Below are 26,203 nucleotides of genomic sequence, written 5' to 3' on the forward strand. Positions count from 1 at the left end.
GCGGCTCAGTCCTCGTGGCCGAGTTGCAGGTCCCGTTCGGTACGGCCACCGCCGGCCACCTGCAGGACGGTGGCGACGGGCGGGTAGCCGGCGGCGATGACGGTGTACTCGCCGGACGACAGGTCGACGAAGCGGAACGCGCCGTCCCCACCGGTGGTGAGGGTGTCGACGACGTTGCCGGCCGCGTCGAGCAGCGTCACGCGCGCGTCCTCCACCGGCCGGCCGCCGCTCGCCCGCACGGTGCCGCGCAGCACGGCGCCGCCCGCGAGTTCGACGTCCTGCCGGGTCTCGCGGGAGGCCTGCACGGTGACCGGGAGGGCGGCGGGGCGGAAGGCGGGGGCGCTGGCGGCGAGGGTGTATTCGCCGGCGACGAGTTCGGTGATGACGTAGCCGCCCTCGCGTCCGCTGCGGGTGGTGGCGACGACCTCGCCGTGCACATTGGTGAGGGTGACGGCGGCGTCCCGCACGGGGGTGCCGTCGGCGGTGAGCACACTGCCCGCGAGGCGTCCGGCGCCGCCCAGGACGACGTCCAGCTCGACGGGCCGCTCGCCGACGGTCACGGAGACGGCCTGCGGCTGGTGCCCGCCCGCGGCGGCGATCAGGACGTACGCGCCGGAGCCGGGCGTGGCCAGCGCGTACCGCCCGTCCTCGCCGCTGGCGCCCCGGCCGATCTGCTGCCCGGCGACGTCGATGAGGGTGAGCGCCGCGCGCGGTACGACGGTGCCGTCGGGGTGCTGCACCGTGCCGCAGACGGGGATGCCGGCGGCGTGGGGGGCGCGGGCCTGCGGGACGCTCGCGTGCACGGGCCCGGTCTCCGTCTCGGGGGCGGGAGCGTTGTGGGACTCTGCAGTGGTCAACAGGGGGGTCTCCTTGAGGAAGAAGGCGATGAGGAGGCCGAGGACGAGCACCGGCACCAGGTAGAGGAAGATGCGCGGCATGGCGTCGGCGTACGCCTGGATGTAGGCATCGCGCAGGGCGGGCGGCAGCCGGTGGACGAGCTGCGGGGTGATGGACTCGGCGTCGGGCAGTGCGGCACCCGCGCGTGCCGGGAGGCGGTCGGCGAGGGCGTCGGTGAGCCGGTCGGCGAAGAGGGTGCCGAAGATCGCGGCGCCCACGCTGCCGCCGATCTGCCGGAAGTAGTTGTTGGCGCTGGTGGCGGTGCCGAGGTCGGCGGGGCGCACCGAGTTCTGCACGGCGAGCACCAGGACGGGCATCACCAGGCCGATGCCGGCGCCGAGCACGGCCATCCAGATGCTGTAGTGCAGCCGCGGGGTGTCCACTTCGAGCCGGGACAGCAGCCACATACCGAGCGCGGAGACGGCACCGCCGAGCACCGGGTAGAGCTTGTAGCGGCCGGTGTGGCTGATGAGCTGGCCGGAGACGACGGAGGCGACGACGATGCCGCCCATCATGGGCAGCATCAGCAGGCCGGACTCGGTGGCGGAGGCCCCGTCGACCATCTGCAGGAAGGTCGGCAGATAGCTGGCGGCGCCGAAGAGGGCGACGCCGATCACCAGGCCGACGAGCGCGGAGACGTTGAAGACGGAGTCGCGGAACAGCCGCAGCGGGATGAGGGGTTCGGCCGCGCGGTGCTCGGTGAACAGGAACAGCGCGGCGGCGACGACCGCGCCCGCGCCGAGCCCGGCGATGACGCGCGAGCCCCAGGCGTACTCGGTGCCGCCCCAACTGGTCAGCAGCACCAGGCAGGTGGACCCGGCGGCGAGCAGCAGGGTGCCGAGGACGTCGAAGCGGGGCCGGGCGGTGGGCTTGGGCAGTTTCAGTACGACGGTGACGACGGCGAGGGTGAGCAGGCCGAAGGGGACGTTGATGTAGAAGCACCAGCGCCAGGAGAGGTGGTCGGTGAAGTAGCCGCCGAGCAGCGGTCCGGCGACGGAGGCGAGGCCGAAGGCGGCGCCGATCAGGCCCATGAACCGGCCGCGCTGCCGGGGCGGCACGATGTCCGCGATGATCGCCTGGACGCCGATCATCAGGCCGCCCGCGCCGACCCCCTGCACGGCCCGGAAGGCGATCAGCTGGTCCATGCTCTGCGCCCGTCCGGCGAGCGCGGAGCCGATGACGAAGACGACGATCGCGAACTGGAAGACGCTCTTGCGGCCGAGCAGGTCGCCGAGTTTGCCGTAGACGGGCAGTCCGACGGTGGAGGTGAGCAGGTAGGCGGTGATCGCCCAGGACATCCGCTCCAGGCCGTGCAGCTCGCCGACGATCTTCGGCAGGGCCGTGGCGACGATCATCTGCTCCAGCGCGGCGAGCAGCAGCGCGAGCATCAGCCCGAGGAAGACCAGGCGCACCTGGCGGGGGGTGAGCCCGGCCGGATCGCCGGGCTCGGGCGCGGGAGGTGCGGGCGGCGCCGCGACCGGCGGTTCCTGCAGCTCCTCCTGCGTCAGGGTGATCCCGCCCACGTGCCGCTCCCCTCGTCGCGCCTGCCACACAATTCCCGCGTAAGGCGACAACTACGGGCAGGCGAGACGAGTTACGGCGAATCGGCGCGTCGAACGGAGATCCACTCGAACCGGTGACGGGGTCAAGGCCCTTCGACGGGCGTGGACTTGTCAGAGTCCGGACGTCACCGGCGACCGGTCACTTCTCGACGTCGGCGGCGAGCTTGGCGAGCATCGCGTCGTAGATCCGGGCGAGCCCCTTGGGCGCGAAGGTCTTCTCGAAGAAGCCGCCGATGCCGCCGGCGCCCTTCCAGGTGGTGGTCACCTGCACCCGGGACCTCCCCTCTCCGGCCGGGGTGACGGTCCAGGTGGTGACCATGGAGGAGTTGCGGTCCTTCTCCACCAGCTGTCCGTCGGTGGGCTCGGTGACCTCCAGCAGGCAGTCGCGGACGCGCTTGCTGGTGGCCTGGAGCTTCCAGTGGACGAGGGTGCCCTCGCCGTCGCCGCCCTCGCGCACCTCGTACTCGCTGAAGTGCTCGGGCAGCAGCTTCTCGCGCGCGCCGCTGTAGTCGGCGAGGGTGTCGAACACCTTCTCCGGGTCCGCCGCGACGACCCGCTCGGTAGTGGCCTCGACCTGCGCCATCGGATCCCTCCAGGGACTCGTGTTCTCGGGCTTGGGGCAAGCCAACCACCCCGCCGCACGGCCACCCAAATCGGGGTGCCGGAAGTGATCGATCGGGGGTCTTCGGATGACCGGAGATGACGCTCGCACGATCAAGGGAACAAGTGTTCTATTCTATCGCCGGAGGCACCAGGTCTTCGCCAGAGCTACCGAGGAGGCGTCATGCGCTGGGAGAACCTCACCGTGGACTCCGGCGAGCACGGCCGGACCGAGGACGCCGCACTGTTCGGCGCGGACGCGGTGGTCCGCCGTACGATCGGCACGCCCGAGTTCAGTGGGATCACCTTCCACGAGATCCGGGCCCGCTCGATCATCAACCGGGTGCCCGGCGCCTCGCGCATGCCGTTCGAGTGGACGGTGAACCCCTACCGGGGCTGCACGCACGCGTGCGTGTACTGCTTCGCCAGGAAGACGCACAGCTATCTGGACCTGGACACCGGCATCGGCTTCGACACCCAGATCGTGGTCAAGGTGAACGCTGGGGAGCTGCTGCGCCACCAACTGGCCTCACCGCGCTGGCAGGGCGAGCACATCGCGATGGGCACGAACGTCGACTGCTACCAGCGCGCCGAGGGCCGCTACCGGCTGATGCCGGGCATCATCGGCGCCCTGCGCGACCGCGCGAACCCCTTCTCGATCCTGACCAAGGGCACGCTGATCCTGCGCGACCTGGAGCTGCTGAAGCAGGCGGCCGAGGTGACCGACGTCGGCATCTCCGTCTCGGTCGGCTTCGTCGACGGCGAGCTGTGGCGCACGGTGGAGCCGGGCACCCCCGCCCCGCAGCGGCGCCTGGACGTCGTACGCACCCTGGCCGGACACGGCATCAGGTGCGGGGTGCTGATGGCGCCGGTGATCCCCTTCCTCGGCGACCGGCCCGAGCAGCTGCGGGCGACCGTGCAGGCCGTCGCGGAGGCCGGCGCGACCTCGGTCACCCCGCTGACGCTGCACCTGCGGCCCGGGGCGCGGGAGTGGTTCATGACCTGGCTGCGGCAGCACCACGCGTATCTGGTGCCGCGCTACGAGCGGCTGTACGCCGCGGGCGCCTACGCGCCGAAGTGGTACCAGCGCCGGATCACCCGTCAGGTGCACGAGCTGGCCCAGGAGTACGGGATCGGGCCGGCCGGCCCGGGCCTGCCCCGCCGGATCCGCCCCGCGCGGGCGACCGGCACACCGGAGTCCGAGCCGACCCAACTGTCGCTGATCTGAGAGCGTTCGAGGGCATCCGGCGGCCCAATTGGGTCAAGTATCGCCGGAACGCGTTCCCCGGGGGTCCCTTGCCGGGACGATGCGGCGTGGACCGTGAATCTCGCGGCCACCACCCTCCGTCCTGGGAGGACCCCCATGAGCAAACGCGCAGCCGCGCTGTGCGGCGCCGCCGCCGTACTGGCCGGAGCCCTTACGGCCGCACCCGCGCAGGCGGGAGCCGCGCACGGCGCCCCCGCCGCCCACCTCACCTGGAAGAAGTGCGGCACCACCGACTATCCGACGCTCCAGTGCGCGTCGCTGACGGTGCCGCTGGACCACTCGAACCCGGACGGGCGGCAGATCACCCTCGCGCTGTCCCGTGTCCCGCACACCGCCCCGGTGTACCAGGGCCCGCTGCTGGTCAACCCCGGCGGTCCCGGCGGCAGCGGGCTCACCCTCGCCGGGTTCGTCGCCTCCTCGCTGCCCAAGGCGGTGGCAGCGCAGTACGACGTCATCGGCTTCGACCCGCGCGGCGTCGGCAAGTCCCGCCCCGTCCTGGACTGCAAGCCCGGTCACTTCAAGCCGGTGCGCCCCGACTCGGTGCCGGCGACCGGCGCCCTGGAGCAGGCCGATCTGCGCCGGGCCATCTCCTTCGCCGCGGCCTGCGGCAGGACGTACGCGGACCTGCTGCCCTACATGGACACGGTCAGTGCCGTACGGGACATGGACGCCATCCGCGCGGCGGTCGGCGCGCCGAAGCTCAACTACTTCGGTTACTCCTACGGCACCTACCTGGGCGCCGTCTACGCCCGGCTGTTCCCGGAGCGGGTGCGCCGCCTGGTGCTGGACTCGATCGTCGACCCCACCGGTGTGTGGTACGACGACAACCTCACGCAGGACTACGCCTTCAACGACCGCCACCGGGCGCTGATGGCCTGGATCGCCAAGTACGACGCCACCTACCACCTGGGCACCGACCCGGAGAAGGTGGAGGCGAAGTGGTACGCGATGCGGGCGGCCCTCGCCGGGAAGCCGGCCGAGGGGAAGGTGGGCGCCTCCGAGCTGGAGGACACCTACATCCCCGGCGGCTACTACAACGGCTACTGGCCCTACCTCGCCGAGGCCTTCTCGGCGTACGTCACCAAGAAGGACACCGCGCCGCTGGTCGAGGCGTACGACAACTTCGGCGCGGTGGGCGCCTCCGGTGACAACGGCTACAGCGTCTACACCGCCGTGCAGTGCCGGGACGCCTCCTGGCCGCGCGACTGGCGGCAGTGGCGCAAGGACAACTGGGCGGTGCACGAGAAGGCGCCGTTCATGACATGGAACAACGCCTGGTACAACGCGCCGTGCGCGTTCTGGCCGACGTCCACGCAGCAGCCGGTGCGTGTGGCCAACGACCGGCTGCCCCCGGCACTGCTGTTCCAGGCGACGAACGACGCGGCGACCCCGTACCGGGGCGGCACGACCGTGCACCGGTTGCTGCGCCGCTCCAGCCTGGTGGTGGAGCAGGGCGGCGGCAACCACGGCATCACGCTCAGCGGCAACGAGTGCCTGGACCGGTATCTGTCGGCGTATCTGGCCGACGGCACGGTGCCGCGCGGCGGCGGGGGCGTGGACGCGGTGTGCGCGACGCTGCCCGACCCGAAGCCGCTCGGCACCAAGGAGGCGTCCAGCGGCTCGCGGGGCTCGGCGCTGCACGGGCTGCTCGGCTTCCGCGGCTGAGCGGGCCTTTGACGTCCCGTCGGGGACGGTGGTTGTCAGACCCGTGCTCCACGATGGACGCATGAGTGAACTGACGCGAATCACCGCCCCCGACGGAGTCGCCCCCGCGGCGCAGTACAGCCATGTCGTGATCGGCACCGGCCGCCTGGTCGCCGTCTCGGGGCAGCTGGCGCTGGCCGAGGACGGCGGCGTGGTCGGCGAGGGCGATCCGGCCGCGCAGGCCCGCCAGGTCTTCGACAACCTCCGCCGCTGCCTGGAGGCGGCCGGGGCCACCTTCGACGACGTCGTCAAACTGACCTACTTCGTCACGGACATGGCCCACATGCCGGCGATCCGCGCGGCCCGGGCCGCACACATACCGGACGACCGTCTCCCGGCGTCCACGGCCGTCCAGGTGGCGGCGCTGGTGCGCCCGGAGTTCCTGATGGAGATCGAGGCGCTGGCGATCACTCCGGCCTGATGTGCGCTCAGCGCTGCGTGGGGATGCGGGCCAGCGCGTGGACCGCCGCTTCGGCGAGGGCCGGGTGGGCCAGGGCCTCGGTGAGGACCTCCCGGGCCCGGGCGTCGGCCAGGGTGCCGAGCCCTTCCACGCAGGCGAGGGCCACCCTGCGGTAGGGGTCGTGCGGGCTCAGGCGGCGGCGCAGCGTGGTGATCAGGGCCGGCACGGACTCCGGCGCGTCCAGGGCCGCCAGCAGGCGGACGGGGTGCAGGGCGTAGGCCACGCGCAGTTCGTTGGTGGCGAGGGCGGCGGCCGCGCGGGCGGTGCGCGGGTCGCCGAGGCGGGCCAGGGCGTGTGCGGCGGACGCGCAGCGCTCGGGGTCGCGGTGGTTGAGCAGCAGGACGAGGGCCTCGAAGGCGCGCCGGTCGCCGGCCCGGCCCAGCCGGAAGGCGGCCAGCTCGCGGGCCCACAGCGGCTCTGCCGGGGCGGTCAGTACCCGGGCCAGCACATCGGAGTCGTCCGTGGTGAGCAGCCGCTCGAAGTCCGGGCCGCCTCCCGACTCCCGCCGTAAGCGCTCCGTGAGCGCTCGCAACTCTTCGTCCATGCCTGAGAGAGTAGGGCGCCTGCGGCGTCGAGGGACGTACATCACAAAGTCCGAGGGCTGGCGTGCTCGTTACCCGCCGGTTAAGCTCAAGCGAGCGAGTTACCCACTCGCATTCCCCGTGGCGGTTTGGTGACGCAGCCCCACGGGAGCAGTCGGTTCGGTACTTCATGTACCGCAGTGCGACCCGGCCTCGGGACAGGGCCGGTCGGTTCTTCGCCGTTCCACGGGCGTGTGCACGCCCGCCCCGCTCTCGGGCCCGCCCGAGCGGGGTACCGGCGACGGCACCGGGCGTGTGCGCTCAGCAGCCCGGACATCACACCCGCACTCCTGCACGCACCCGGTGCGCCCCCGCGGCGCACCCGGGCGCTCCCCTCGTCGTCACCCTCATTCCTGGAGTCCCGCGATGGCCACTCCCCTGTCCCCCAGCTCTCCCTCCGCCCTGCAGAAGATCGCCGTCGTCGGTCTCGGCACCATGGGCACCGGTATCACCGAGGTCCTGGTCCGCGCCGGCCGCGAGGTGACCGGCATCGACATCAGCGAGGCGCAGGCGGCGAGTTGCGTCGCCGCCCTGGAGACGTCCACCGCCCGCGCGGTCGAGCGCGGCCGGCTGACCGACCAGGAGCGCGCCGACGCCCTCGCCCGCTTCCGCACCGCCACCGACCTGTCGGCGGCGGCCGACGCCGACCTCGTCATCGAGGTGGCGCCGGAGTCGTACGAGATCAAGCAGCAGATCTTCCGCGAGCTGGACGGGATCGTGCGTCCCGAGACCATCCTCGCGACCGGCACCAACGCCCTGTCCGTGACCCGGCTGGCCGCCGACTCGTCCCGCCCGGAGCGGGTGCTGGGCCTGCACTTCTTCAACCCGGCGCCGGCCATGAAGCTGGTCGAGGTCGTCTCCTGTGTGCTGACCGCGCCGCAGGCCGTCGCCGCGGTCACCGACCTGGCGATCGAGCTGGGCAAGGAGCCCGTCGCGGTCGGCGACCGCCCCGGGTTCGTGGCGGACGGGCTGCTGTTCGGCTACCTCAACCAGGCGGCCGCGATGTACGAGGCGAAGTACGCCTCCCGGGAGGACATCGACGCGGCGATGCGGCTCGGCTGCGGTCTGCCGATGGGTCCGCTCGCGCTGCTCGACCTGATCGGCATCGACACCGCGCGTACGGTCCTGGAGGCCATGTACGCCGCCTCCCGTGACCGGCTGCACGCCCCGGCGCCGATCCTGAAGCAGCTCAGCGAGGCGGGGCTGACCGGCCGCAAGGCGGGCCGCGGCTTCTACACCTACGAGGCCCCCGGCAGCGCCACCGTGGTGCGGGACGCCCTGACCCCGCTGGAGGGCAGCGGCCTCACCCCCGGCCGCCCGGTGCGCTCGGTCGGCGTCGCGGGCTCCGGCACCATGGCCTCCGGCATCGCCGAGGTCTTCGCCAAGGCCGGTTACGAGGTCGTGCTCGCCGCCCGCAGCGAGGAGAAGGCGCAGACGGCGAAGGCCCGTATCGGCAAGTCGCTGGCACGCTCGGTCGACAAGGGCCGGATGACCGCCGAGGCCGCGTCCCAGACCCTGGAGCGGATCACCCCGGCGGGCTCCTACGACGCGTTCGCCGACGTCGACCTGGCCGTCGAGGCCGTCGCCGAGGACCTGGAGGTCAAGCGGCAGCTGTTCGTGGCCCTGGACAAGGTCTGCAAGCCGGGCGCGGTCCTGGCCACGACGACGTCCTCGCTGCCGGTCGTCGCCTGCGCCCGCGCCACCTCGCGCCCGCAGGACGTGATCGGCATGCACTTCTTCAACCCCGCGCCGGCGATGAAGCTGGTCGAGGTGGTCCGTACGGTGCTCACCGCCGACGACGTGCACGCCACCGTCCGCGAGGTCTGCGGCAAGATCAGGAAGCACGCCGTGGACTGCGGCGACCGTGCCGGGTTCATCGTCAACGCGCTGCTCTTCCCGTACTTGAACAACGCGATCAAGATGGTCCAGGAGCACTACGCCTCGCTCGACGACATCGACGCCGCGATGAAGCTGGGCGGCGGCTACCCGATGGGCCCCTTCGAGCTGCTGGACGTGGTCGGCCTGGACGTCTCGCTGGCCATCGAGAAGGTCCTGCACCGCGAGTTCCGCGACCCCGGTCTCGCGCCCGCGCCGCTCCTGGAGCACCTGGTGGCCGCGGGCTGCCTCGGCCGCAAGACGGGCCGCGGCTTCCGCGAATATGCCCGCCGCTGAGCATTCCGGCGACTGGTCCGGGGTGGATCAGGACCGTGCGGACTGGGGCGGGCTGCTCGATCCGGCCGCCCCTCCCCCGCCCTTCGAGGGCGGGGGAAGCCCCGGACCTGCACAGGGAGCTGCGCCCATGCAGTACGTTCGGGTCATGTCCCAGCCCGCCAAGTCCTCACGTACCCCCGCCACGCCCGACGCGCCGGAAACCGCCGCGGGCTCCCGCGCGGCTGCCCAGCGGCTGAAAATGCGCCGAGAACTGGCGGCCGCCGCGATGGAGCTCTTCGCGACGAAGGGGTACGAGGCGACCACCGTCGACGAGATCGCCGCCGCGGCAGGCGTCGCCCGCCGCACCTTTTTCCGCCACTTCCGCTCCAAGGAAGAGGCGATCTTCCCGGACCACGACGACACCCTGGTCCGCGCCGAGGCGGTGCTCAACGCGGCCCCTGCGCACGAGCACCCGCTGGACACGGTGTGCCGCGGCATCAAGGAAGTCATGAAGATGTACGCGGGCCGCCCCGAGATCTCCGTGGCCCGCTACAAGCTCACGCGCGAGGTGCCCACCCTGCGCGAGGCGGAGATCGCCTCGGTGGCCCGCTACGAGCGCCTGTTCACCCGCTATCTGCTCGGCCACTTCGACGAGCACGCGCACGACGACGACGCCAACGACGACCCGCTGCTGGCCGAGGTCGCCGCCTCCGCGGTGGTCACCGCGCACAACCACGTCCTGCGGCGCTGGCTGCGGGCCGGCGGCCAGGGTGACGTGGAGGCGCAGCTGGACCACGCCTTCGCGATCGTGCGCAAGACGTTCGGCAGCGGGATCATGGCCGGGCGCTCCACTCCGCCCGCGCAGCCGACCGCGGCGACGACGTCCGCACAGGGGGAGGTGCTGGTGACGGTCGCCCGCACCGACGCCCCGCTGGAGGAGGTCATGCGGACCATCGAGCAGGCGCTCAAGGAGCGCTGACCGCCCGCTCCGTCGCTGTGACAACGGCCACCCGTTCCGGGTGGCCGTTTTGGCGTATCCGGAGCCGTTTTCGACCGGCTTTCCACCCGCCTTCCAGGGTCATTCGATCGATCATCGCTCATTTGTTGCGTAAAGATTTCATCTGAGAGCAAGTTCTGGCACTCAGTGCCTTGTCACCTGACACGCTGTGCCATACGTTGAGAGTGTTCCGGGCGGCCGGCGCACAGCGAAACCGCAATGTGCCGGCTGTCCCCGCAAGCCCCTGGCCTGCGCGCCCGGACGCCTGCGTCACAGGCACCCTCCCGCGCCACAAAGCGCTGCCGAACAGCACCACCCGCCGAACCGACGGCATCCCCTCGACCCTCAGCAGCACCGACGTACCCCTCAGCGTCCCTCCCTCAGGGCGCTCACCGCCGGAGGCAATACCGTGACCGTGAAGGACATCCTGGCCGCGATCCAGTCGCCCGAGACCACCTCGGCCGACTTCGCCAACCTGACGCTCCCCGAGTCGTACCGCGCGATCACCGTCCACAAGGACGAGACGGAGATGTTCGCGGACCTCGACACCCGCGACAAGGACCCGCGCAAGTCGATCCACCTGGACGAGGTCCCGGTGCCGGAACTCGGCCCGGGTGAGGCCCTGGTGGCCGTCATGGCCTCCTCGGTCAACTACAACTCGGTGTGGACCTCGATCTTCGAGCCGGTGTCGACCTTCGCCTTCCTCGAGCGCTACGGCAAGCTGTCCCCGCTGACCAAGCGGCACGACCTGCCGTACCACATCATCGGCTCCGACCTGGCCGGCGTCGTCCTGCGCACCGGCCCCGGCGTCAACGCCTGGCAGCCCGGCGACGAGGTCGTCGCCCACTGCCTCAGCGTCGAGCTGGAGTCCCCCGACGGACACGACGACACCATGCTCGACCCCGAGCAGCGCATCTGGGGCTTCGAGACGAACTTCGGCGGCCTGGCCGAGATCGCGCTCGTCAAGTCCAACCAGCTGATGCCCAAGCCCAAGCACCTGAGCTGGGAGGAGGCCGCCGCCCCGGGTCTGGTCAACTCCACCGCCTACCGGCAGCTGGTCTCCCGCAACGGCGCGGCGATGAAGCAGGGCGACAACGTCCTGATCTGGGGTGCGAGCGGCGGCCTCGGCTCCTACGCCACTCAGTTCGCGCTGGCCGGCGGCGCCAACCCGATCTGTGTCGTCTCCTCGCCGCAGAAGGCGGAGATCTGCCGGAAGATGGGCGCCGAGGCGATCATCGACCGCAACGCCGAGGGCTACAAGTTCTGGAAGGACGAGCACACCCAGGACCCCAAGGAGTGGAAGCGGTTCGGCAAGCGCATCCGTGAGCTCACCGGGGGCGAGGACATCGACATCGTCTTCGAGCACCCCGGCCGTGAGACCTTCGGCGCCTCGGTCTACGTCACCCGCAAGGGCGGCACCATCACCACCTGCGCCTCGACCTCGGGCTACATGCACGAGTACGACAACCGCTACCTGTGGATGTCCCTGAAGCGCATCATCGGCTCGCACTTCGCCAACTACCGCGAGGCCTACGAGGCCAACCGTCTGATCGCCAAGGGCAAGATCCACCCGACGCTGTCGAAGACGTACTCCCTGGAGGAGACCGGCCAGGCGGCCTACGACGTGCACCGCAACCTGCACCAGGGCAAGGTCGGCGTGCTGTGCCTGGCGCCCGAGGAGGGCCTGGGCGTGCGCGACCAGGAGATGCGCGCGCAGCACATCGACGCCATCAACCGCTTCCGGAACGTCTGAGGGAGCGAGGGCCCAGATGACTGAGCGTCAGCCCGCCGAAGGCAGGCGGGAGAAGGACCGGCCGTGGCTCATGCGCACGTACGCCGGTCACTCCACGGCCGAGGCGTCCAACGAGCTGTACCGGCGCAACCTCGCCAAGGGCCAGACGGGCCTGTCGGTGGCGTTCGACCTGCCGACGCAGACCGGCTACGACTCCGACCACATCCTCGCCCGCGGCGAGGTCGGCCGGGTGGGCGTGCCCGTCGCGCACCTCGGTGACATGCGCCGGCTGTTCCAGGACATCCCCCTGGAGCAGATGAACACCTCGATGACGATCAACGCCACCGCCATGTGGCTGCTGGCGCTCTACCAGGTCGTCGCCGAGGAGCAGGGCGCGGACATCACCAAGCTCCAGGGCACGACCCAGAACGACATCGTCAAGGAGTACCTGTCCCGCGGGACGCACGTCTTCCCGCCGGGTCCGTCGCTCCGGCTGACGACGGACATGATCGCGTACACGGTCTCCCACATCCCGAAGTGGAACCCGATCAACATCTGCAGCTACCACCTGCAGGAGGCCGGGGCCACGCCGGTGCAGGAGATCGCGTACGCGATGTCCACCGCGATCGCCGTGCTCGACGCCGTGCGCGACTCCGGCCAGGTGCCGCAGGAGCGCATGGGCGATGTGGTCGCCCGGATCTCCTTCTTCGTCAACGCGGGCGTCCGCTTCGTCGAGGAGATGTGCAAGATGCGCGCCTTCGGCCGCATCTGGGACAAGATCACCCGCGAGCGGTACGGCATCGAGAACCCCAAGCAGCGCCGCTTCCGCTACGGCGTCCAGGTCAACTCGCTCGGTCTGACCGAGGCGCAGCCGGAGAACAACGTCCAGCGGATCGTGCTGGAGATGCTGGCCGTCACCCTCTCCAAGGACGCACGCGCACGTGCCGTGCAGCTGCCCGCCTGGAACGAGGCCCTCGGCCTGCCCCGGCCCTGGGACCAGCAGTGGAGCCTGCGCATCCAGCAGGTCCTGGCCTACGAGAGCGACCTGCTGGAGTACGACGACATCTTCGAGGGCTCGAAGGTGATCGAGGCGAAGGTCGACGAACTGGTCGAGGCCTCCCTCGCGGAGATCGAGCGGATCCAGGAGATGGGCGGCGCGATGGCCGCCGTGGAGTCCGGCTACCTGAAGTCGCAGCTGGTCGCCTCGCACGCCGAGCGCCGGGCCCGGATCGAGTCCGGGCAGGAGAAGATCGTCGGCGTCAACATCTTCGAGTCGACCGAGCCCAACCCGCTCACCGCCGATCTCGACACGGCGATCCAGACGGTCGACCCGGCGGTCGAGGCCCAGGTCATCGCCTCGCTGCAGCACTGGCGGGACACGCGCTACCAGCCGCCCTTCAACCACCCGCGCCCGTGCAAGGCGCTGGAGAAGCTGAAGGAGGCGGCGCGCGGCAGCGACAACCTCATGGAGGCCACCCTGGAGTGCGCCCGCGCCGGCGTGACGACCGGTGAGTGGGCCGGGGCGCTGCGCGAGGTGTTCGGCGAGTTCCGGGCTCCGACGGGTGTGTCGTCGGCGCCGGTGGCGGTCCCCGCCGAAGAGGGCTCGGCCATGTCCGAGGTGCGCCGCAAGGTCGACCTGACGGCGAAGGACCTCGGCGTCGGCAAGCTGCGCTTCCTGGTCGGCAAGCCGGGCCTGGACGGGCACTCCAACGGCGCCGAGCAGATCGCCGTGCGCGCCCGTGACGCCGGGTTCGAGGTGGTCTACCAGGGCATCCGCCTGACGCCCGAGCAGATCGTGGACGCGGCCCTGGCCGAGGACGTGCACGCGGTGGGTCTGTCCATCCTGTCCGGCTCGCACGCGCAACTGGTGCCGGACGTGCTGGACCGGCTGCGTGTGGCCGGTGCCACAGATATACCCGTGATCGCGGGTGGCATCATCCCCAGCGGGGACGCCGCGCAGCTCAAGGCCGCCGGCGTGGCCGCCGTCTTCACCCCGAAGGACTTCGACATCACCGGGATCATCGGCCGCATCGTCGACGAGATCCGGACAGCGAACAAGCTCGACCCCCTGGAGGTCCCCGCATGACCACGGTCAACCGCCTTCGCCCCCGGCGTTCCTGCCTGGCGGTGCCGGGCTCGAACCCGCGCTTCCTGGAGAAGGCCCAGGGCCTCCCCGCCGACCAGGTCTTCCTCGACCTGGAGGACGCGTGCGCGCCGCTCGCCAAGCCCGAGGCGCGGCACACCATCGTCAAGTTCCTCAACGAGGGTGACTGGACCGGCAAGACCAGGGTCGTGCGCGTCAACGACTGGACGACCGAGTGGACCTACCGGGACGTCGTGACGGTGGTCGAGGGCGCCGGCCAGAACCTCGACTGCATCATGCTGCCGAAGGTGCAGAGCGCCGAGCAGATCGTCGCCCTCGACCTGCTGCTGACGCAGATCGAGAAGACGATGGGCTTCGAGGTCGGCAAGATCGGCATCGAGGCGCAGATCGAGAACGCGCAGGGCCTGAACAACGTCAACGCGATCGCGCAGGCCTCCCCGCGCGTCGAGACGATCATCTTCGGCCCGGCCGACTTCATGGCGTCGATCAACATGAAGTCGCTCGTCGTGGGCGAGCAGCCGCCCGGCTACCCGGCGGACGCCTACCACTACATCCTGATGAAGATCCTGATGGCCGCCCGCGCCAACAACCTCCAGGCGATCGACGGCCCCTACCTGCAGATCCGCAACATCGACGGCTACCGCGCGGTCGCCCAGCGCGCCGCCGCCCTCGGTTTCGACGGCAAGTGGGTGCTGCACCCGGGCCAGGTCGAGGCGTCCAACGAGATCTTCTCGCCCTCGCAGGAGGACTACGACCACGCCGAGCTGATCCTGGACGCGTACGACTACTACACGTCCGAGGCGGGCGGCAAGAAGGGCTCCGCGATGCTCGGCGACGAGATGATCGACGAGGCCAGCCGCAAGATGGCGCTCGTGATCTCCGGCAAGGGGCGCGCCGCCGGCATGCAGCGCACCAGCAAGTTCGAGATTCCGGAGGCGTGAGCATGCAGTTCGGGCGCACCTACGAGGAGTTCGAGGTCGGGGCGACGTACAAGCACTGGCCGGGCAAGACGGTCACGGAGTACGACGACCACCTGTTCTGTCTCCTCACCATGAACCACCACCCGCTCCACATGGACACCAACTATGCGGAGAAGACGACGGACTTCGGCAAGAACGTCGTCGTCGGCAACTACATCTACTCCCTGCTGCTCGGCATGAGCGTGCCGGACATCTCCGGCAAGGCGATCGCCAACCTGGAGATCGAGTCGCTCAAGCACGTGGCGCCGACCTTCCACGGCGACACGATCTACGGCCAGACGACCGTGCTGGACAAGTGGCCGTCGAAGTCGAAGAACGACCGCGGCATCGTCTACGTGGAGACCAAGGGCTACAAGCAGGACGGCACCCTGGTGTGCGTCTTCCGCCGCAAGGTCATGGTGCCGACCGAGACGTACATCAAGGAGCGCGGCGGCGAGCAGCCCGGCCGCCCCGAGCTCAAGGAGCAGGAGAAGTAAGCCATGGCCCGTCTCGCCCAGACCGCCGGTCTGACCGACGTCCAGCAGGAGATCCTCTCCACCGTCCGGGATTTTGTCGACAAGGAGATCATTCCTGTCGCGACGGAGCTGGAGCACCGCGACGAGTACCCGCAGCAGATCGTCGACGGGCTCAAGGAGCTCGGTCTCTTCGGTCTGATGATCCCCGAGGAGTACGGGGGTCTGGGCGAGTCGCTGCTCACCTACGCCCTGTGCGTGGAGGAGATCGCCCGCGGCTGGATGAGTGTCTCCGGCATCATCAACACGCACTTCATCGTGGCGTACATGCTCAAGCAGCACGGCACGCAGGAGCAGAAGGAGCACTTCCTGCCGAGGATGGCGGCCGGTGACATCCGCGGCGCCTTCTCGATGTCGGAGCCGGCCCTGGGCTCCGACGTGTCGGCCATCACCTCGAAGGCGGTGAAGGACGGCGACGAGTACGTCCTGAACGGCCAGAAGATGTGGCTGACCAACGGCGGCACCTCCTCGCTCGTGGCCGTCCTCGTCCGCAGTGACGAAGGACACCCCGAGGGCACGGCCCCGCACAAGTCGATGACCACGTTCCTCGTCGAGAAGGAGCCCGGCTTCGGTGAGGTCCGCCCCGGCCTGACCATCCCGGGCAAGATCGACAAGATGGGCTACAAGGGTGTCGACACCACCGAGCTGATCATGGACGGCCTGCGCATTCCGGCCGACCGGGTGCTCGGCGGGGTCACCGGCCGAGGTTTTTACCAAATGATGGACGGCGTCGAGGTCGGCCGCGTCAACGTCGCGGCGCGTGGCTGCGGTGTCGCCCAGCGCGCCTTCGAGCTGGGTGTGCAGTACGCCCAGCAGCGCCACACGTTCGGCAAGCCGATCGCCCAGCACCAGGCGATCCAGTTCAAGCTCGCCGAGATGGCCACCAAGGTGGAGGCCGCGCATGCGATGATGGTGAACGCAGCGCGCAAAAAGGACTCCGGTGAACGAAACGACCTCGAGGCAGGGATGGCGAAGTACCTCGCCTCCGAGTACTGCAAGGAGGTCGTGGAGGATGCCTTCCGGATCCACGGCGGCTACGGCTTCTCCAAGGAGTACGAGATCGAGCGCCTCTACCGTGAGGCCCCGATGCTGCTCATCGGTGAAGGTACCGCCGAGATCCAGAAAATGATCATCGGGCGCAGACTGCTCGAAGAGTATCGGTTCCAGGGCTGATTGTCCGGGTACGGGGTGTTATCTCCGGGAGGAAGATCACACCCCGTAGGCACTCTTCGGACGCCGACTCGGCTTCCTGCCTTACCCAGTTGTGCCCGTGAACCGCTACGATCGCGGAAAGCCGCCGTCCCCCTCCTGAAGCGCGGCATCATCCGCTACGAAGGTCATCCATGCCCCACAGCCAAACCTCTGCACCTCGCGACAGCCGAGCCGGCGTACGCCTCGCGCGCGGAGCATCGCCGTGGCTTCTCCCGACCGTCGCCACCGCAGCCCTCAGCCTCGCCCGGGCGCGCCGCTCCGGCGCCGCCAGGGCCGTCGCCGTTCCCGCCACCGCGCTCGCGGCGGGGATGCTGTGGTTCTTCCGCGACCCCGAGCGCGAGATCGCCCAGGGCCGGGTCATCTCCCCGGCCGACGGCGTGGTGCAGAGCATCATGCCGTGGAAGGACGGGCGGACCCGCGTCGCGATCTTCATGAGCCCGCTCAACGTCCACGTGAACCGCGCCCCGCTGGCCGGCACCGTGACGTCGGTCGAGCACATCCCCGGGGGCTTTGTTCCGGCTTTCAACAAGGAGAGCGAGAACAACGAGCGCGTAGTCTGGCATTTCGACACCGAACTCGGCGACATCGAGATGATCCAGATCGCCGGCGCGGTGGCCCGTCGCATCGTGCCGTACATCCCGCAGGGGACGAAGGTCGAGCAGGGCGACCGGATCGGGCTGATCCGCTTCGGCTCGCGTGTCGACCTCTACCTGCCGGAGGGTGTGGAGGTCGCGGTCGAGGTCGGTCAGAAGACCGTGGCTGGGGTGACTCGCATTGACCGTGATTGATCCGCAGACTCAGTCGGGCTGGGTGCCCGAGGCGGCCGAGGAGGACGAGGAGGAGATGCCTCTCTCCCTCCGCCTCTCAATAGCCGACACCCTCACCCTCGGTAACGCCACGTGCGGCTTCATGGCGGTGTACTTCACCACCACCGGCATCCTGATCCCGCACCTGACCGGCAGCCAGGAGTCCGGCATGGCCCGCCACAGCGCGGCCACGGCGGTCATCCTGATGCTCTGCGCGGCGGTCTTCGACCTGTTCGACGGCCTGGTGGCGCGCAAGCTGCGCTCCTCCCCCATGGGCGCGGAACTGGACAACCTGTCCGACCTGATCAGCTTCGGCCTGGCCCCGGCGTACTTCGTCCTGGTCTACGGCATGGTCGCCGACGACGCCCACCAGAGAGTGGCCGCGGTCGGCGCGATCGTCGTTCTGCTGGCGGTCGTGCTGCGGCTGGCGCGCTTCTCGTGCGTGACGATGAAGGACGGCATGTTCCAGGGCATGCCGAGCCCCTTCGGGGCGCTCACGGTCGTGGCGATCGTGCTGCTGGAGCTGCCGTTCGCGGCGACGCTGCTGGCGATCATCGGTACGGCGTGGCTGATGGTGAGCCGCGTGGAGTACCCCAAGCCGCGCGGGCGTCTCGCGGTGGCGATGCTCTCCTGGATCGTGCTCAGCATGGGCCTGCTGGCCGCGTGGGCCTTCGGCGCACCGAGCGGGCAGCTGCTGCTGCAGAGCGGGTGCGCGCTGCAGCTGGTGACGGGGGCGGTGATCCCGCTCTTCGCCACGGCGCGGCGGGTGAACAACTTCCGCGGCAATCGGCGCGAGGCGCGTGCCGCGCAGCTTCCGTAACAGCGTTCTTGAAGGGCCCCGGACCGTTTGGGTTCGGGGCCCTTTGCCGTGTGCGTGGCCGGTGCGGGGGTCGCTGTCCTGGGGGATCCGCCCCAGACCCCCGTGGGCGTTTCCCGCCCACCCCTCTCGGTCGGCTGGAAGGCGCCATGGAGGGTCGGACGGGTCGGCACCGGTGAAAGGGCCCTGGCCGGGTGCGGCGCGCCACGGCCCGGGACGGCGCCCGTGGCGCGGCGCCGTGCTGAGTTCGGCGAGCGGGCTGCGGAGGCCGCTGCGCAGGAGCCGGGCCCGGAGCCGGCGCAAGCACGGTACGGCCCCTGTGCAGCCCCCGCCGGCAGCGACCGCCGGGCGTCACCCGGAGCCACGGCACCCCGGGGCAGCGCCCGGCACCCCGGGACGGCACCCGGGACGGCGCACGCCGACAGTGAACCCGGGCGGCCCCCGAGCACGGCGCCCGGGAAGGGCGGCAGGACGGCGCCCGGACAGCGTCCGGCGGCCGGGGCGGCGCCGAGAAAACGGCGACCCCGGGGACGGCGTCGGTGAGGACGCGTCCCGGGGTCGCCGCCGGAGGGCACGGGCTCCGGACCCACAGCCGCCGCCGGAGGGCGCCGGCTCCGGGCCCACAGCCACCGCCGGAAGACGAGGCTCCGGGCCCACAGCCACCGCCGAAGGACGGCTCCGGGCCCACAGCCACCGCCGGAAGACGAGGCCTCCGGGCCCACAGTCACCGCCGGTAGACGCGTGCTCCGGGCCCGCAGTCGCCGACTCGGGGTCCGGTGCCCCGGGGCCGCGGTCACCGACTGCGGGGCCCGCGGCACAAGGCTCAGCTCAGGTAGTCCTTCGCGATCTGTTCCGCCACCCGCTCCAGGATCGGGCCCGCGTCCGCGATGCACTTCGCGACGTCCGGCTCGATCTCCGTCAGGGGGTACGCGCGGCGGATGCCGGCGCGGCCCAGGGCCTCGTGCGGGAGGGCGAGGCGGCCGCAGACCGCGACGACCTCCTTGTCCGCCGCCCGCGCCGCCGCGGCGACGCCCGCCGGGGCCTTGCCGTGCAGGGTCTGCTCGTCCAGGGAGCCCTCGCCGGTGATCACCAGCGTGGCCCGCTCCAGGGCCGGGGCGAAGCCGAGCACGTCCAGCATCAGCTCGATGCCGGGGCGGAAGCTCGCGCCGAGCAGCAGGGCGCCGTAGCCGATGCCGCCCGCGCCGCCGGCGCCCGGGGACGCGGCGAGTTCGGCGGCCTTGGGGCCGATCGCCTTCTCAAGGACCTGCGCGTAGTGGGCGAGGGCCGCGTCGAGGGTCGCCACGTCCTCCTCGGAGGCGCCCTTCTGCGGTCCGTACACAGCCGCGCAGCCCTTGGGACCGGTGAGCGGGTTGTCCACGTCACTGGCGAGGACGAATTCCACGTCGGCGAAGCGGGGGTCCACGCCCGACAGGTCGGCCGAGGCGAGGTCCGCCAGCGCGCCGCCGCCCGGACCGACGGGCTCGCCGTCGGCGTCCAGGAAGACCGCGCCCAGCGCGGCCAGCATGCCGGCGCCGCCGTCGGTGGTGGCGCTGCCGCCCACGCCGAAGACGATGGTGCGGGCGCCCGCGTCGAGCGCGGCCTTCAGCACCTCGCCGGAGCCGTAGGTGGTGGCGGTCAGGGGGGCGAAGACGCCCGCCGGGAGCAGCTGCAGGCCCGAGGCCTCGGCCATCTCCACCACCGCGGTGCCGTCGCGCAGGGCGAAGGCAGCCGTGACCGGCTCGCCGAGCGGGCCGGTGACCCGGACCTCCCGGCGCTCGAAACCGGCCGCGACGGCGGCCGCGACCGTGCCGTCACCGCCGTCCGCGACGGGGAGGGTCTCGACCTCCACGCCGGGTACGACCCGCCGCAGCCCGGCCGTCACCCGCTGGGCGACCTCCACCGCCGTCAGCGAGCCCTTGAACTTGTCCGCGGCAACGAGCACCCGCCGGGTGCCCTCCACAGCAGCGTCCGCCACCTTGCTATCCCCTTGCTCTCCGGGCCCGACGCACGTCGGGGCCAGTCGCGCCGCTGCGACCATAACCGGAGGACACCCCCGGCGTCATGCCCCGCCCGCTCCCTGGAACGCCCGCTGCCTGCGCAGACCCGGCCGCGAGCGGGTACCCCTCCCCCATGACCGCTGTGGACACGAGACCGGAACTGGCCGACCGCATCCTCGGAGGCTGGCTGGGCCGGATCGCCGGCAACATGCTCGGCAAGCCGGTGGAGCAGGGCGAGGTGTGGACCCGGGACCGCATCGACCGCTATCTGCGGCAGGCCGCCGCGCTCCCGCTGACCGACTACCTGCCCGAGCCCGCGGACGGCGGTGAGCACGATCCGCCGCTGCGCCCCGAGTGGCGCGACTGCGTGCGCGGCCGCATCCACGGCAGCTGCCGGGACGACGACATCGACTACGCGATCCTCGGTCTGCACCTGCTGGAGACGTACGGCTTCGCCTTCAGCACCGAGCAGGTCGGCGACCTGTGGCTGCTGCGGCTGCCGTATCTTCAGACGTTCACGGCGGAGCGCGCGGCGTACCGCAATCTCGCCAACGGGCTCAAGCCGCCGCTGACGGCCACCTTCGACAACCCCTACCAGGAGTGGATCGGTGCGCTGATCCGCGCCGACGTCTTCGGCTGGACCTGTCCCGGCGCCCCGCGCCGCGCGGCCCTGCTGGCCCGCCGGGACGCGGTGCTGTCGCACACCGGCAACGGCGTCTACGGGGCGATGTTCGCGGCCGCGCTGATCTCCGCCGCGTTCGGCGCGCCGGGCGTGCGGGAGGCGCTGGAGAGCGCGCTGGCGGTCGTACCGGCGAGCAGCCGGCTGGCCCGGACCGTGCGCCGGGTGATGTCCCTGCACGAGACGCGGCTGCCCTGGGAGGACACCCTGGCCACGGTCGAGGAGGAGACCGCCGGGCTGGGCTGGATCCACACCGTGCCCAACGCCGCGGTGCTCACCGCGGGCCTGCTCTACGGCGACGGGGACTTCTCCCGCACCATCGCGCTCACCGTGCGCGGGGGTCTGGACACCGACTCCAACGGGGCGACGGCGGGGTCGGTGGCCGGGGTGCTGGCGGGTGCCGCGGCGATCCCGGCGCAGTGGAAGGAGCCCCTGGAGGACACCGTGCGCAGTGCGGTGTTCGGCTTCGACGGGGTGCGGATCAGCGAGCTGGCCGAGCGGACGTTGCGGCTGGCCGGAACGGAGGTCTGACGCGCGCGAAGGCTGGTTACCCTTCCTGGATGACCACAGCTGACTTCGCGACGTACATCGCCTCCCTCCCGCGCGTGCTGGCCGGGGCCGCCGCGCTGTTCCGGGACGCCGAGGGCCGGGTGCTGCTGGTGGAGCCCAACTACCGCGAGGGGTGGGCGCTGCCGGGCGGGACGATCGAGTCCGACGACGGTGAGACGCCGCGGCAGGGTGCGCGGCGCGAGACGCTGGAGGAGATCGGTCTGGACCGGCCGCTGGGCCGGCTGCTCGCCGTGGACTGGGTGCACGGCCCGGGCCGCCCGCCGCTGGTGGCCTATCTGTACGACGGCGGTGTGCTGGCCGAGGACGACCTCAAGGCGATCCGCCTGCAGGAGGAGGAGCTGCTGTCCTGGCGGCTGGTGCCGCGCGAGGAGCTGGCCGACCATCTCCTCGACGCCCTGGGCCGCCGTGTCCTGGTCGCCCTCGACGTCCTGGCGGAGGGCTCGGGCACGGCGGAACTGGAGAACGGCCACCGGGTCGGGTGAGCGGCGGCGTGCTCAGCCGTCGGTGTGCCGGGGCTTGACGTCCACCTCGCGCAGCGCCTCGTCCCGGGTCGCGGTGCGGGCCTCGGTGCGGTGGCCGCGCTCGACGTAGTCACGCACGACCAGCTCGACGGCGTCCTGGGGGCTGCCCACGCCCGCGAGGACCATGACCTCGACGACGAGTTCGGCGTCGAGCGAAACGGTGACCTTGGCCATGCGCGGACCCTAACACCGGGCGTCCGCGCGGAGAATGTGTTCCGGCGAGCATCCTCAGCGGTGCGCCGAGGGGGCGGGGAGGCGGTACACGACGCTCCGGCGCAGTGGGCCGTCGGGCACGCCCGGGTCGTCGAAGTCGTCTGCCGGGTCGTGGGTCATGCCGAGCCGGCGCATGACGGCCTGCGAGCGGACGTTGGCGGCCGCGGTCACCGCGAGGATCTCCGGGAGCCCGAGACGCGCGAAGCCGAAGTCCAGCACCGCGCGGGCGGCCTCGGTGGCGTAGCCGTGCCCCCACGCCGGGCGGGCCAGCCGCCACCCGGCCTCCACGCCCGTGAACGGCATGTCCTCCTCCACCGGGTCCAGCCCGGTGAATCCGATGAACGCGCCGGTGGCCCGCACCTCGAGGGCCCACCAGCCCCAGCCCCGCCGGTCGAGGTCGGCCTGGAAACGCGCCACGGACGCGTCGCTCCGCTCGGGAGTGAGGACGTCGGGGAAGTAGGCGCGGACCTCGGCGTCGGCGTTCATGGCCGCCCACGGGGCGAGGTCGGACGTGCGCCAGTGGCGCAGCAGAAGCCGGTCGGTCGTCAGCTCGGACATCGGGCCAAGCTAACGCGGCCACCCGCTCCCGGACGACTGGTTATCGCCGCCCCCGGTCCGGGCCTTATCCGCTCGGACGCCGCGCGGATACTCGCTCGCTCCTGAACCGGCGGGCGTCATAGTCTCGGCCCATGACCAGGCCCCTCGTAGCGATTCTCAGTGGCGCGGGCATCTCAACCGACTCGGGCATCCCCGACTACCGCGGCCCCCAGGGGCTGTGGCGGCGCGATCCGGACGCCGAGAAGCTCGTGACGTACTCGTACTACATGGCGGATCCGGAGATCCGGCGGCGCTCCTGGCGGATGCGGCGCGAGAACGGCGCGCTCCAGGCGCGGCCCAACGCCGCGCACCGGGCCGTCGCGGAGCTGGAGCGGGCCGGGGTGCCGGTGCGGGTGATCACGCAGAACGTGGACGGGCTGCACCAGCTGGCCGGGATGCCCGCCCGCAAGGTGCTCGAACTGCACGGCAGCGCCCGCAGCGTGGTGTGCACCGCATGTCATGCGCGTAGTTCGATGCAGGACGCGCTCGCCCGGCTCGACGCCGGTGAGGAGGACCCCTCCTGCCGGGACTGCGGCGGCATCCTGAAGTCGGCGACCGTCATGTTCGGCGAGCGGCTCGACCCGATGGTGCTCGGTGAGGCGGCCGCGATCAGCAAGGCGTGTCAGGTGTTCATCGCCGTCGGCACCTCTCTCCAGGTGCAGCCGGCGGCCGGGCTCGCGGGTGTCGCCGCCGACCACGGGGCGCGGCTGATCATCGTCAACGCCGAGCCGACGCCGTACGACGAGCTGGCGGACGAGGTGATCCGCGAGCCCATCGGTACGGCCCTGCCCGCGCTGCTCCGCCGGATCGGCGGCGGCGAGAACGGGTGACGCCCGCGGCCTTCGACCGCACCGGTTTCGGAGCAGTCGAAGGTCACGGGCGTCAGCCGTCGGTCAGAGCGCGATCTCGACGCAGACCTGGGCCTGCAGGCACGCCTCGCCGGTGCCGGCGGCGCCGACGGCGAGCCCGGCACCGAGGCCCCCACCGGCGTGCACGGCGAGACCACCGGCGACGTTGTCGAGTTCGGCCTCGGAGATCTCGGCGGTCTCGACCTGGTAAACGGAGTTCATGACTGTTCCCTTTCGTACTGGCTGCCGAAAGATCCAAACACGCATGCGGAGGGGCGCCGGCCGGTCCAGGGGGGTCTGCGGTGAATCTGCACAGCACATGCGCACGGCGGTCAGAACAGCGCCGCACCGCCTTCGAAGTCCAGCAGTTGGCGCTTGCGGGGCAGGCCGCCGCCGTAGCCGGTGAGGCCGCCGTCCGCGCCGACGACACGGTGGCAGGGGACGATGATGCCGATCGGGTTCTTGCCGTTGGCGAGGCCGACCGCGCGGGAGGCACTCGGGGCACCGAGGGCGGCGGCCAGCTCGCCGTAGGTGCGCCGCTCGCCGTAGGGGATGGCGCGCAGCTGTTCCCACACACTGCGCTGGAACGGCGTGCCGTGCAGGCGCAGTTCGAGGGTGAACTCCCTCAACTGGCCCGCGAAGTACGCCTTGAGCTGCTCCTTCGCCTCGGCGAACGGGGTCGGGTCGCGGTCGCCGAAGGTCTCCTCGGGCGGGCGGTGGCGCTGTGCGGTCATGTACAGCCCGCACAGGACGCCGTCCTCGGCGACGAGGGTGAGCGGGCCGCACGGGCTGTCGATGACGGTGTGCTGCTTCATGAACGTCCTCACACGGGCAGGAAGTTGATGGGGTGGTCGTCGGTCGCCCACAGGTACTGCACGGCGTACGCCCGCCACGGGCGCCAGGCCGTCGCACGGGCGGTGAGGGCGGCCGGAGTGGCGGGCAGGCCCAGCTCGGCGGCCGCGCGCCGGATGCCGAGGTCGGTGGGGAGGAAGGCGTCGGGGTCGCCGAGGGCGCGCATGGCGATGACGTCGACGGTCCAGGGGCCGAAGCCGGGCAGGTCCAGCAGGCGGGCGCGGGCCTCGGCCCAGTCGCTCTCGACGCCCAGATGGAGGGAGCCGTCGGCCAGGTGACGGACCAGGGTGGTGAGCGTGGTGCGGCGGGTGCGGGGCATCGCCAGGGTCTCGGGGTCCACCGCCGCGAGGGCCTGCGGGCACGGGAAGAGGTGGGTCAGGCCGCCCTCCGGGTCCGTGACCGGCTCGCCGTGCGCCGTGGTGAGCCGGGCGGCGTGGGTGCGGGCGGCCGCGGTGGACACCTGCTGCCCGAGCACGGCCCGCACGGCGAACTCCGCCTCGTCGACCGTGCGCGGCACGCGCCGCCCGGGTGCCTTGTCGACCAGGGGCGCGAGCAGCGGATCGGTGCGCAGCGCGTCGTCGACGGCGACCGGGTCGGCGTCCAGGTCGAGCAGACGGCGGCAGCGGCTGATGGCGACGGTGAGGTCGCGCAGGTCGGTGAGGGTGAGGCGGCAGGCGATGTGGTCAGGGCGCGGGGTGAGGGCGGCGATGCCGTGCCCGTACGGCAGCCGCAGCGTGCGCCGGTAGGAGCCGCCCCGCCACTCCTCCACGCCGGGTACGGCGGTCGCGGCGAGGTGCCCGAAGAGGTTGTCGGGGTTCAGCGGGGCCCGGAACGGCAGGCGCAGCGACAGGGTGCCGGGGGCGGCCGGCGCGGCGCTCTTCGGCGCATGGGCGCGCAGGTCGCTCGGGGCGAGGGCGAAGACCTCGCGGACGGTGTCGTTGAAGGTGCGGATGGAGGAGAAGCCGGCGGCGAAGGCGACGTCCGCCATCGGCAGCTGTGTCGTCTCGATGAGCAGGCGCGCGGTCTGGGCGCGCTGGGCGCGGGCCAGGGCGAGGGGTCCCGCGCCCAGTTCGGCGAGGAGTTGGCGTTCGACCTGGCGGGTGCTGTAGCCGAGGCGGGCGGAGAGGCCGGGCACGCCCTCGCGGTCCACGACGCCGTCGGCGATCAGCCGCATGGCGCGGGCGGTGAGGTCGGCGCGCTGGTTCCACTCGGGTGAGCCGGGGCTGGTGTCGGGGCGGCAGCGCTTGCAGGCGCGGAACCCGGCCTGCTGGCAGGCGGCCGCGCTCGGGTGGAAGGTCATGTTCTCGGGTTTCGGCGGCACGGCCGGGCAGCTGGGCCGGCAGTAGATGCCGGTGGTCAGGACGGCGGTGAAGAACCAGCCGTCGAAGCGCGCGTCCTTGGACTGGACGGCGCGCACGCACCGTTCCCGGTCGGTGTGCATCCCGTTCTGCATGCCTCCAGCATCGGCCACGCACGAGGTCAGGGCTGGCGGGAATCCGACATCGACGCGGCGTGGGCTGCGCCGGGACCGATCGCTGCCGGGC

24 protein-coding genes are annotated in these 26,203 nt (G+C 71.6%); 15 read left to right on the top strand and 9 right to left on the bottom strand.

What is annotated here, in order from left to right; genetic code table 11:
• Nucleotides 1-5: 5 nt before the first annotated feature.
• Together ACF1GV_RS08585 and ACF1GV_RS08590 are read right to left on the bottom strand one after the other, a co-directional pair.
• A complete protein-coding gene (locus ACF1GV_RS08585; RefSeq protein ID WP_391679268.1) occupies nt 6-2,420 on the bottom strand; it encodes an MFS transporter in 2,415 nt (804 codons plus the stop codon).
• Nucleotides 2,421-2,598: 178 nt separating this feature from the next.
• The gene (locus tag ACF1GV_RS08590; RefSeq protein ID WP_391679270.1) at nt 2,599-3,042 is read right to left on the bottom strand and encodes an SRPBCC family protein; all 444 of its coding nucleotides are present in this window, start codon (nt 3,040-3,042) and stop codon (nt 2,599-2,601) included.
• Between the two features lie 201 nt (nt 3,043-3,243).
• Between ACF1GV_RS08590 and ACF1GV_RS08595 the strand changes: the two genes are divergently transcribed.
• From ACF1GV_RS08595 to ACF1GV_RS08605, 3 genes are all read left to right on the top strand, one after another.
• Complete coding sequence (locus ACF1GV_RS08595) at nt 3,244-4,287, top strand: Rv2578c family radical SAM protein (protein WP_391679272.1); 1,044 nt, start codon at nt 3,244-3,246, stop codon at nt 4,285-4,287.
• A 135-nt stretch (nt 4,288-4,422) separates the two neighbouring features.
• Nucleotides 4,423-5,991: an alpha/beta hydrolase gene (locus tag ACF1GV_RS08600; RefSeq protein WP_391679274.1), complete on the top strand. Its 1,569-nt coding sequence runs from the start codon at nt 4,423-4,425 to the stop codon at nt 5,989-5,991.
• 61 nt (nt 5,992-6,052) lie between these two features.
• Entirely contained in the window at nt 6,053-6,451 is a 399-nt protein-coding gene (locus tag ACF1GV_RS08605) for a RidA family protein (RefSeq protein WP_391679277.1), read from the top strand.
• Between the two features lie 7 nt (nt 6,452-6,458).
• Here the strand turns inward: ACF1GV_RS08605 and ACF1GV_RS08610 are convergent, their stop codons facing one another.
• Complete coding sequence (locus ACF1GV_RS08610; protein WP_391679278.1) at nt 6,459-7,034, bottom strand: adenylosuccinate lyase; 576 nt, start codon at nt 7,032-7,034, stop codon at nt 6,459-6,461.
• Between the two features lie 403 nt (nt 7,035-7,437).
• Between ACF1GV_RS08610 and ACF1GV_RS08615 the strand changes: the two genes are divergently transcribed.
• The 9 genes from ACF1GV_RS08615 (at nt 7,438) to pssA (ending at nt 18,385) form a co-directional block, all read left to right on the top strand.
• Nucleotides 7,438-9,243 carry a 3-hydroxyacyl-CoA dehydrogenase family protein gene (locus ACF1GV_RS08615; RefSeq protein WP_391679281.1) on the top strand — a complete coding sequence of 602 codons (1,806 nt, stop codon included), beginning with the start codon at nt 7,438-7,440 and terminating at the stop codon, nt 9,241-9,243.
• A 145-nt stretch (nt 9,244-9,388) separates the two neighbouring features.
• Complete coding sequence (locus ACF1GV_RS08620; RefSeq protein ID WP_391679630.1) at nt 9,389-10,201, top strand: TetR family transcriptional regulator; 813 nt, start codon at nt 9,389-9,391, stop codon at nt 10,199-10,201.
• Nucleotides 10,202-10,634: 433 nt separating this feature from the next.
• A complete protein-coding gene (gene ccrA, locus ACF1GV_RS08625; protein WP_391679633.1) occupies nt 10,635-11,972 on the top strand; it encodes a crotonyl-CoA carboxylase/reductase in 1,338 nt (445 codons plus the stop codon).
• Nucleotides 11,973-11,988: 16 nt separating this feature from the next.
• Nucleotides 11,989-14,037, top strand: a complete 2,049-nt coding sequence (locus tag ACF1GV_RS08630) for a protein meaA (RefSeq protein ID WP_391679284.1) — start codon at nt 11,989-11,991, stop codon at nt 14,035-14,037.
• Nucleotides 14,034-14,996 (top strand): HpcH/HpaI aldolase/citrate lyase family protein, encoded by a 963-nt coding sequence (locus tag ACF1GV_RS08635; RefSeq protein WP_391679287.1) that lies wholly within the window; start codon nt 14,034-14,036, stop codon nt 14,994-14,996. Before ACF1GV_RS08630 ends, ACF1GV_RS08635 begins: the two co-directional genes overlap by 4 nt.
• Before the next feature lie 2 nt (nt 14,997-14,998).
• Nucleotides 14,999-15,511, top strand: coding sequence for a MaoC family dehydratase (locus tag ACF1GV_RS08640; RefSeq protein WP_030948303.1), 513 nt, complete (start codon nt 14,999-15,001; stop codon nt 15,509-15,511).
• Between the two features lie 3 nt (nt 15,512-15,514).
• The gene (locus ACF1GV_RS08645; protein ID WP_363261958.1) at nt 15,515-16,720 is read left to right on the top strand and encodes an acyl-CoA dehydrogenase family protein; all 1,206 of its coding nucleotides are present in this window, start codon (nt 15,515-15,517) and stop codon (nt 16,718-16,720) included.
• A 170-nt stretch (nt 16,721-16,890) separates the two neighbouring features.
• Nucleotides 16,891-17,547: a phosphatidylserine decarboxylase gene (locus ACF1GV_RS08650; protein WP_103783614.1), complete on the top strand. Its 657-nt coding sequence runs from the start codon at nt 16,891-16,893 to the stop codon at nt 17,545-17,547.
• A gap of 22 nt (nt 17,548-17,569) precedes the next feature.
• Nucleotides 17,570-18,385 carry a CDP-diacylglycerol--serine O-phosphatidyltransferase gene (gene pssA / locus ACF1GV_RS08655; protein WP_391679635.1) on the top strand — a complete coding sequence of 272 codons (816 nt, stop codon included), beginning with the start codon at nt 17,570-17,572 and terminating at the stop codon, nt 18,383-18,385.
• A gap of 820 nt (nt 18,386-19,205) precedes the next feature.
• Here pssA and ACF1GV_RS08660 read toward each other — a convergent pair.
• Nucleotides 19,206-20,357, bottom strand: coding sequence for a glycerate kinase (locus ACF1GV_RS08660; protein ID WP_391679289.1), 1,152 nt, complete (start codon nt 20,355-20,357; stop codon nt 19,206-19,208).
• A gap of 155 nt (nt 20,358-20,512) precedes the next feature.
• On the opposite strand from ACF1GV_RS08660, the gene ACF1GV_RS08665 reads away from it, so the two are divergent.
• Together ACF1GV_RS08665 and ACF1GV_RS08670 are read left to right on the top strand one after the other, a co-directional pair.
• The gene (locus ACF1GV_RS08665) at nt 20,513-21,589 is read left to right on the top strand and encodes an ADP-ribosylglycohydrolase family protein (RefSeq protein ID WP_391679290.1); all 1,077 of its coding nucleotides are present in this window, start codon (nt 20,513-20,515) and stop codon (nt 21,587-21,589) included.
• A gap of 29 nt (nt 21,590-21,618) precedes the next feature.
• Complete coding sequence (locus ACF1GV_RS08670; RefSeq protein WP_391679292.1) at nt 21,619-22,110, top strand: NUDIX domain-containing protein; 492 nt, start codon at nt 21,619-21,621, stop codon at nt 22,108-22,110.
• Between the two features lie 12 nt (nt 22,111-22,122).
• Here the strand turns inward: ACF1GV_RS08670 and ACF1GV_RS08675 are convergent, their stop codons facing one another.
• Complete coding sequence (locus tag ACF1GV_RS08675; protein WP_391679294.1) at nt 22,123-22,323, bottom strand: type II toxin-antitoxin system VapB family antitoxin; 201 nt, start codon at nt 22,321-22,323, stop codon at nt 22,123-22,125.
• A gap of 54 nt (nt 22,324-22,377) precedes the next feature.
• Nucleotides 22,378-22,920, bottom strand: a complete 543-nt coding sequence (locus tag ACF1GV_RS08680; RefSeq protein ID WP_391679297.1) for a GNAT family N-acetyltransferase — start codon at nt 22,918-22,920, stop codon at nt 22,378-22,380.
• Nucleotides 22,921-23,051: 131 nt separating this feature from the next.
• Here ACF1GV_RS08680 and ACF1GV_RS08685 point away from each other — a divergent pair, with 131 nt between their 5' ends.
• Nucleotides 23,052-23,789 carry an NAD-dependent deacetylase gene (locus ACF1GV_RS08685; protein WP_391679300.1) on the top strand — a complete coding sequence of 246 codons (738 nt, stop codon included), beginning with the start codon at nt 23,052-23,054 and terminating at the stop codon, nt 23,787-23,789.
• 63 nt (nt 23,790-23,852) lie between these two features.
• Here the strand turns inward: ACF1GV_RS08685 and ACF1GV_RS08690 are convergent, their stop codons facing one another.
• The 3 genes from ACF1GV_RS08690 to ACF1GV_RS08700 all read right to left on the bottom strand — a co-directional run bounded on the left by ACF1GV_RS08690 (nt 23,853) and on the right by ACF1GV_RS08700 (nt 26,112).
• On the bottom strand, nt 23,853-24,029 hold the full coding sequence (locus tag ACF1GV_RS08690) for a hypothetical protein (protein ID WP_391679303.1): 177 nt from the start codon (nt 24,027-24,029) through the stop codon (nt 23,853-23,855).
• 110 nt (nt 24,030-24,139) lie between these two features.
• Complete coding sequence (locus ACF1GV_RS08695; RefSeq protein WP_391679306.1) at nt 24,140-24,622, bottom strand: methylated-DNA--[protein]-cysteine S-methyltransferase; 483 nt, start codon at nt 24,620-24,622, stop codon at nt 24,140-24,142.
• 8 nt (nt 24,623-24,630) lie between these two features.
• The gene (locus tag ACF1GV_RS08700) at nt 24,631-26,112 is read right to left on the bottom strand and encodes a DNA-3-methyladenine glycosylase 2 family protein (RefSeq protein ID WP_391679308.1); all 1,482 of its coding nucleotides are present in this window, start codon (nt 26,110-26,112) and stop codon (nt 24,631-24,633) included.
• Nucleotides 26,113-26,203: the final 91 nt, after the last annotated feature.

The organism is Streptomyces sp. NPDC014006 (assembly GCF_043088925.1).
GTDB lineage: Bacteria > Actinomycetota > Actinomycetes > Streptomycetales > Streptomycetaceae > Streptomyces.

Coding starts and splice junctions, on each gene's coding strand:
- ACF1GV_RS08700 (WP_391679308.1), bottom strand. CDS start 26,112: ATGCAGAACGGGATGCACACCGACCGGGAACGGTGCGTGCGCGCCGTC.
- ACF1GV_RS08695 (WP_391679306.1), bottom strand. CDS start 24,622: ATGAAGCAGCACACCGTCATCGACAGCCCGTGCGGCCCGCTCACCCTC.
- ACF1GV_RS08615 (WP_391679281.1), top strand. CDS start 7,438: ATGGCCACTCCCCTGTCCCCCAGCTCTCCCTCCGCCCTGCAGAAGATC.
- ACF1GV_RS08650 (WP_103783614.1), top strand. CDS start 16,891: ATGCCCCACAGCCAAACCTCTGCACCTCGCGACAGCCGAGCCGGCGTA.
- ACF1GV_RS08600 (WP_391679274.1), top strand. CDS start 4,423: ATGAGCAAACGCGCAGCCGCGCTGTGCGGCGCCGCCGCCGTACTGGCC.
- ACF1GV_RS08640 (WP_030948303.1), top strand. CDS start 14,999: ATGCAGTTCGGGCGCACCTACGAGGAGTTCGAGGTCGGGGCGACGTAC.
- ACF1GV_RS08630 (WP_391679284.1), top strand. CDS start 11,989: ATGACTGAGCGTCAGCCCGCCGAAGGCAGGCGGGAGAAGGACCGGCCG.
- ACF1GV_RS08590 (WP_391679270.1), bottom strand. CDS start 3,042: ATGGCGCAGGTCGAGGCCACTACCGAGCGGGTCGTCGCGGCGGACCCG.
- ACF1GV_RS08610 (WP_391679278.1), bottom strand. CDS start 7,034: ATGGACGAAGAGTTGCGAGCGCTCACGGAGCGCTTACGGCGGGAGTCG.
- ACF1GV_RS08665 (WP_391679290.1), top strand. CDS start 20,513: ATGACCGCTGTGGACACGAGACCGGAACTGGCCGACCGCATCCTCGGA.
- ACF1GV_RS08595 (WP_391679272.1), top strand. CDS start 3,244: ATGCGCTGGGAGAACCTCACCGTGGACTCCGGCGAGCACGGCCGGACC.
- ACF1GV_RS08620 (WP_391679630.1), top strand. CDS start 9,389: ATGTCCCAGCCCGCCAAGTCCTCACGTACCCCCGCCACGCCCGACGCG.
- ACF1GV_RS08690 (WP_391679303.1), bottom strand. CDS start 24,029: ATGAACTCCGTTTACCAGGTCGAGACCGCCGAGATCTCCGAGGCCGAA.
- ACF1GV_RS08680 (WP_391679297.1), bottom strand. CDS start 22,920: ATGTCCGAGCTGACGACCGACCGGCTTCTGCTGCGCCACTGGCGCACG.
- ACF1GV_RS08670 (WP_391679292.1), top strand. CDS start 21,619: ATGACCACAGCTGACTTCGCGACGTACATCGCCTCCCTCCCGCGCGTG.
- ACF1GV_RS08675 (WP_391679294.1), bottom strand. CDS start 22,323: ATGGCCAAGGTCACCGTTTCGCTCGACGCCGAACTCGTCGTCGAGGTC.
- ACF1GV_RS08605 (WP_391679277.1), top strand. CDS start 6,053: ATGAGTGAACTGACGCGAATCACCGCCCCCGACGGAGTCGCCCCCGCG.
- ACF1GV_RS08685 (WP_391679300.1), top strand. CDS start 23,052: ATGACCAGGCCCCTCGTAGCGATTCTCAGTGGCGCGGGCATCTCAACC.
- ACF1GV_RS08645 (WP_363261958.1), top strand. CDS start 15,515: ATGGCCCGTCTCGCCCAGACCGCCGGTCTGACCGACGTCCAGCAGGAG.
- ACF1GV_RS08635 (WP_391679287.1), top strand. CDS start 14,034: ATGACCACGGTCAACCGCCTTCGCCCCCGGCGTTCCTGCCTGGCGGTG.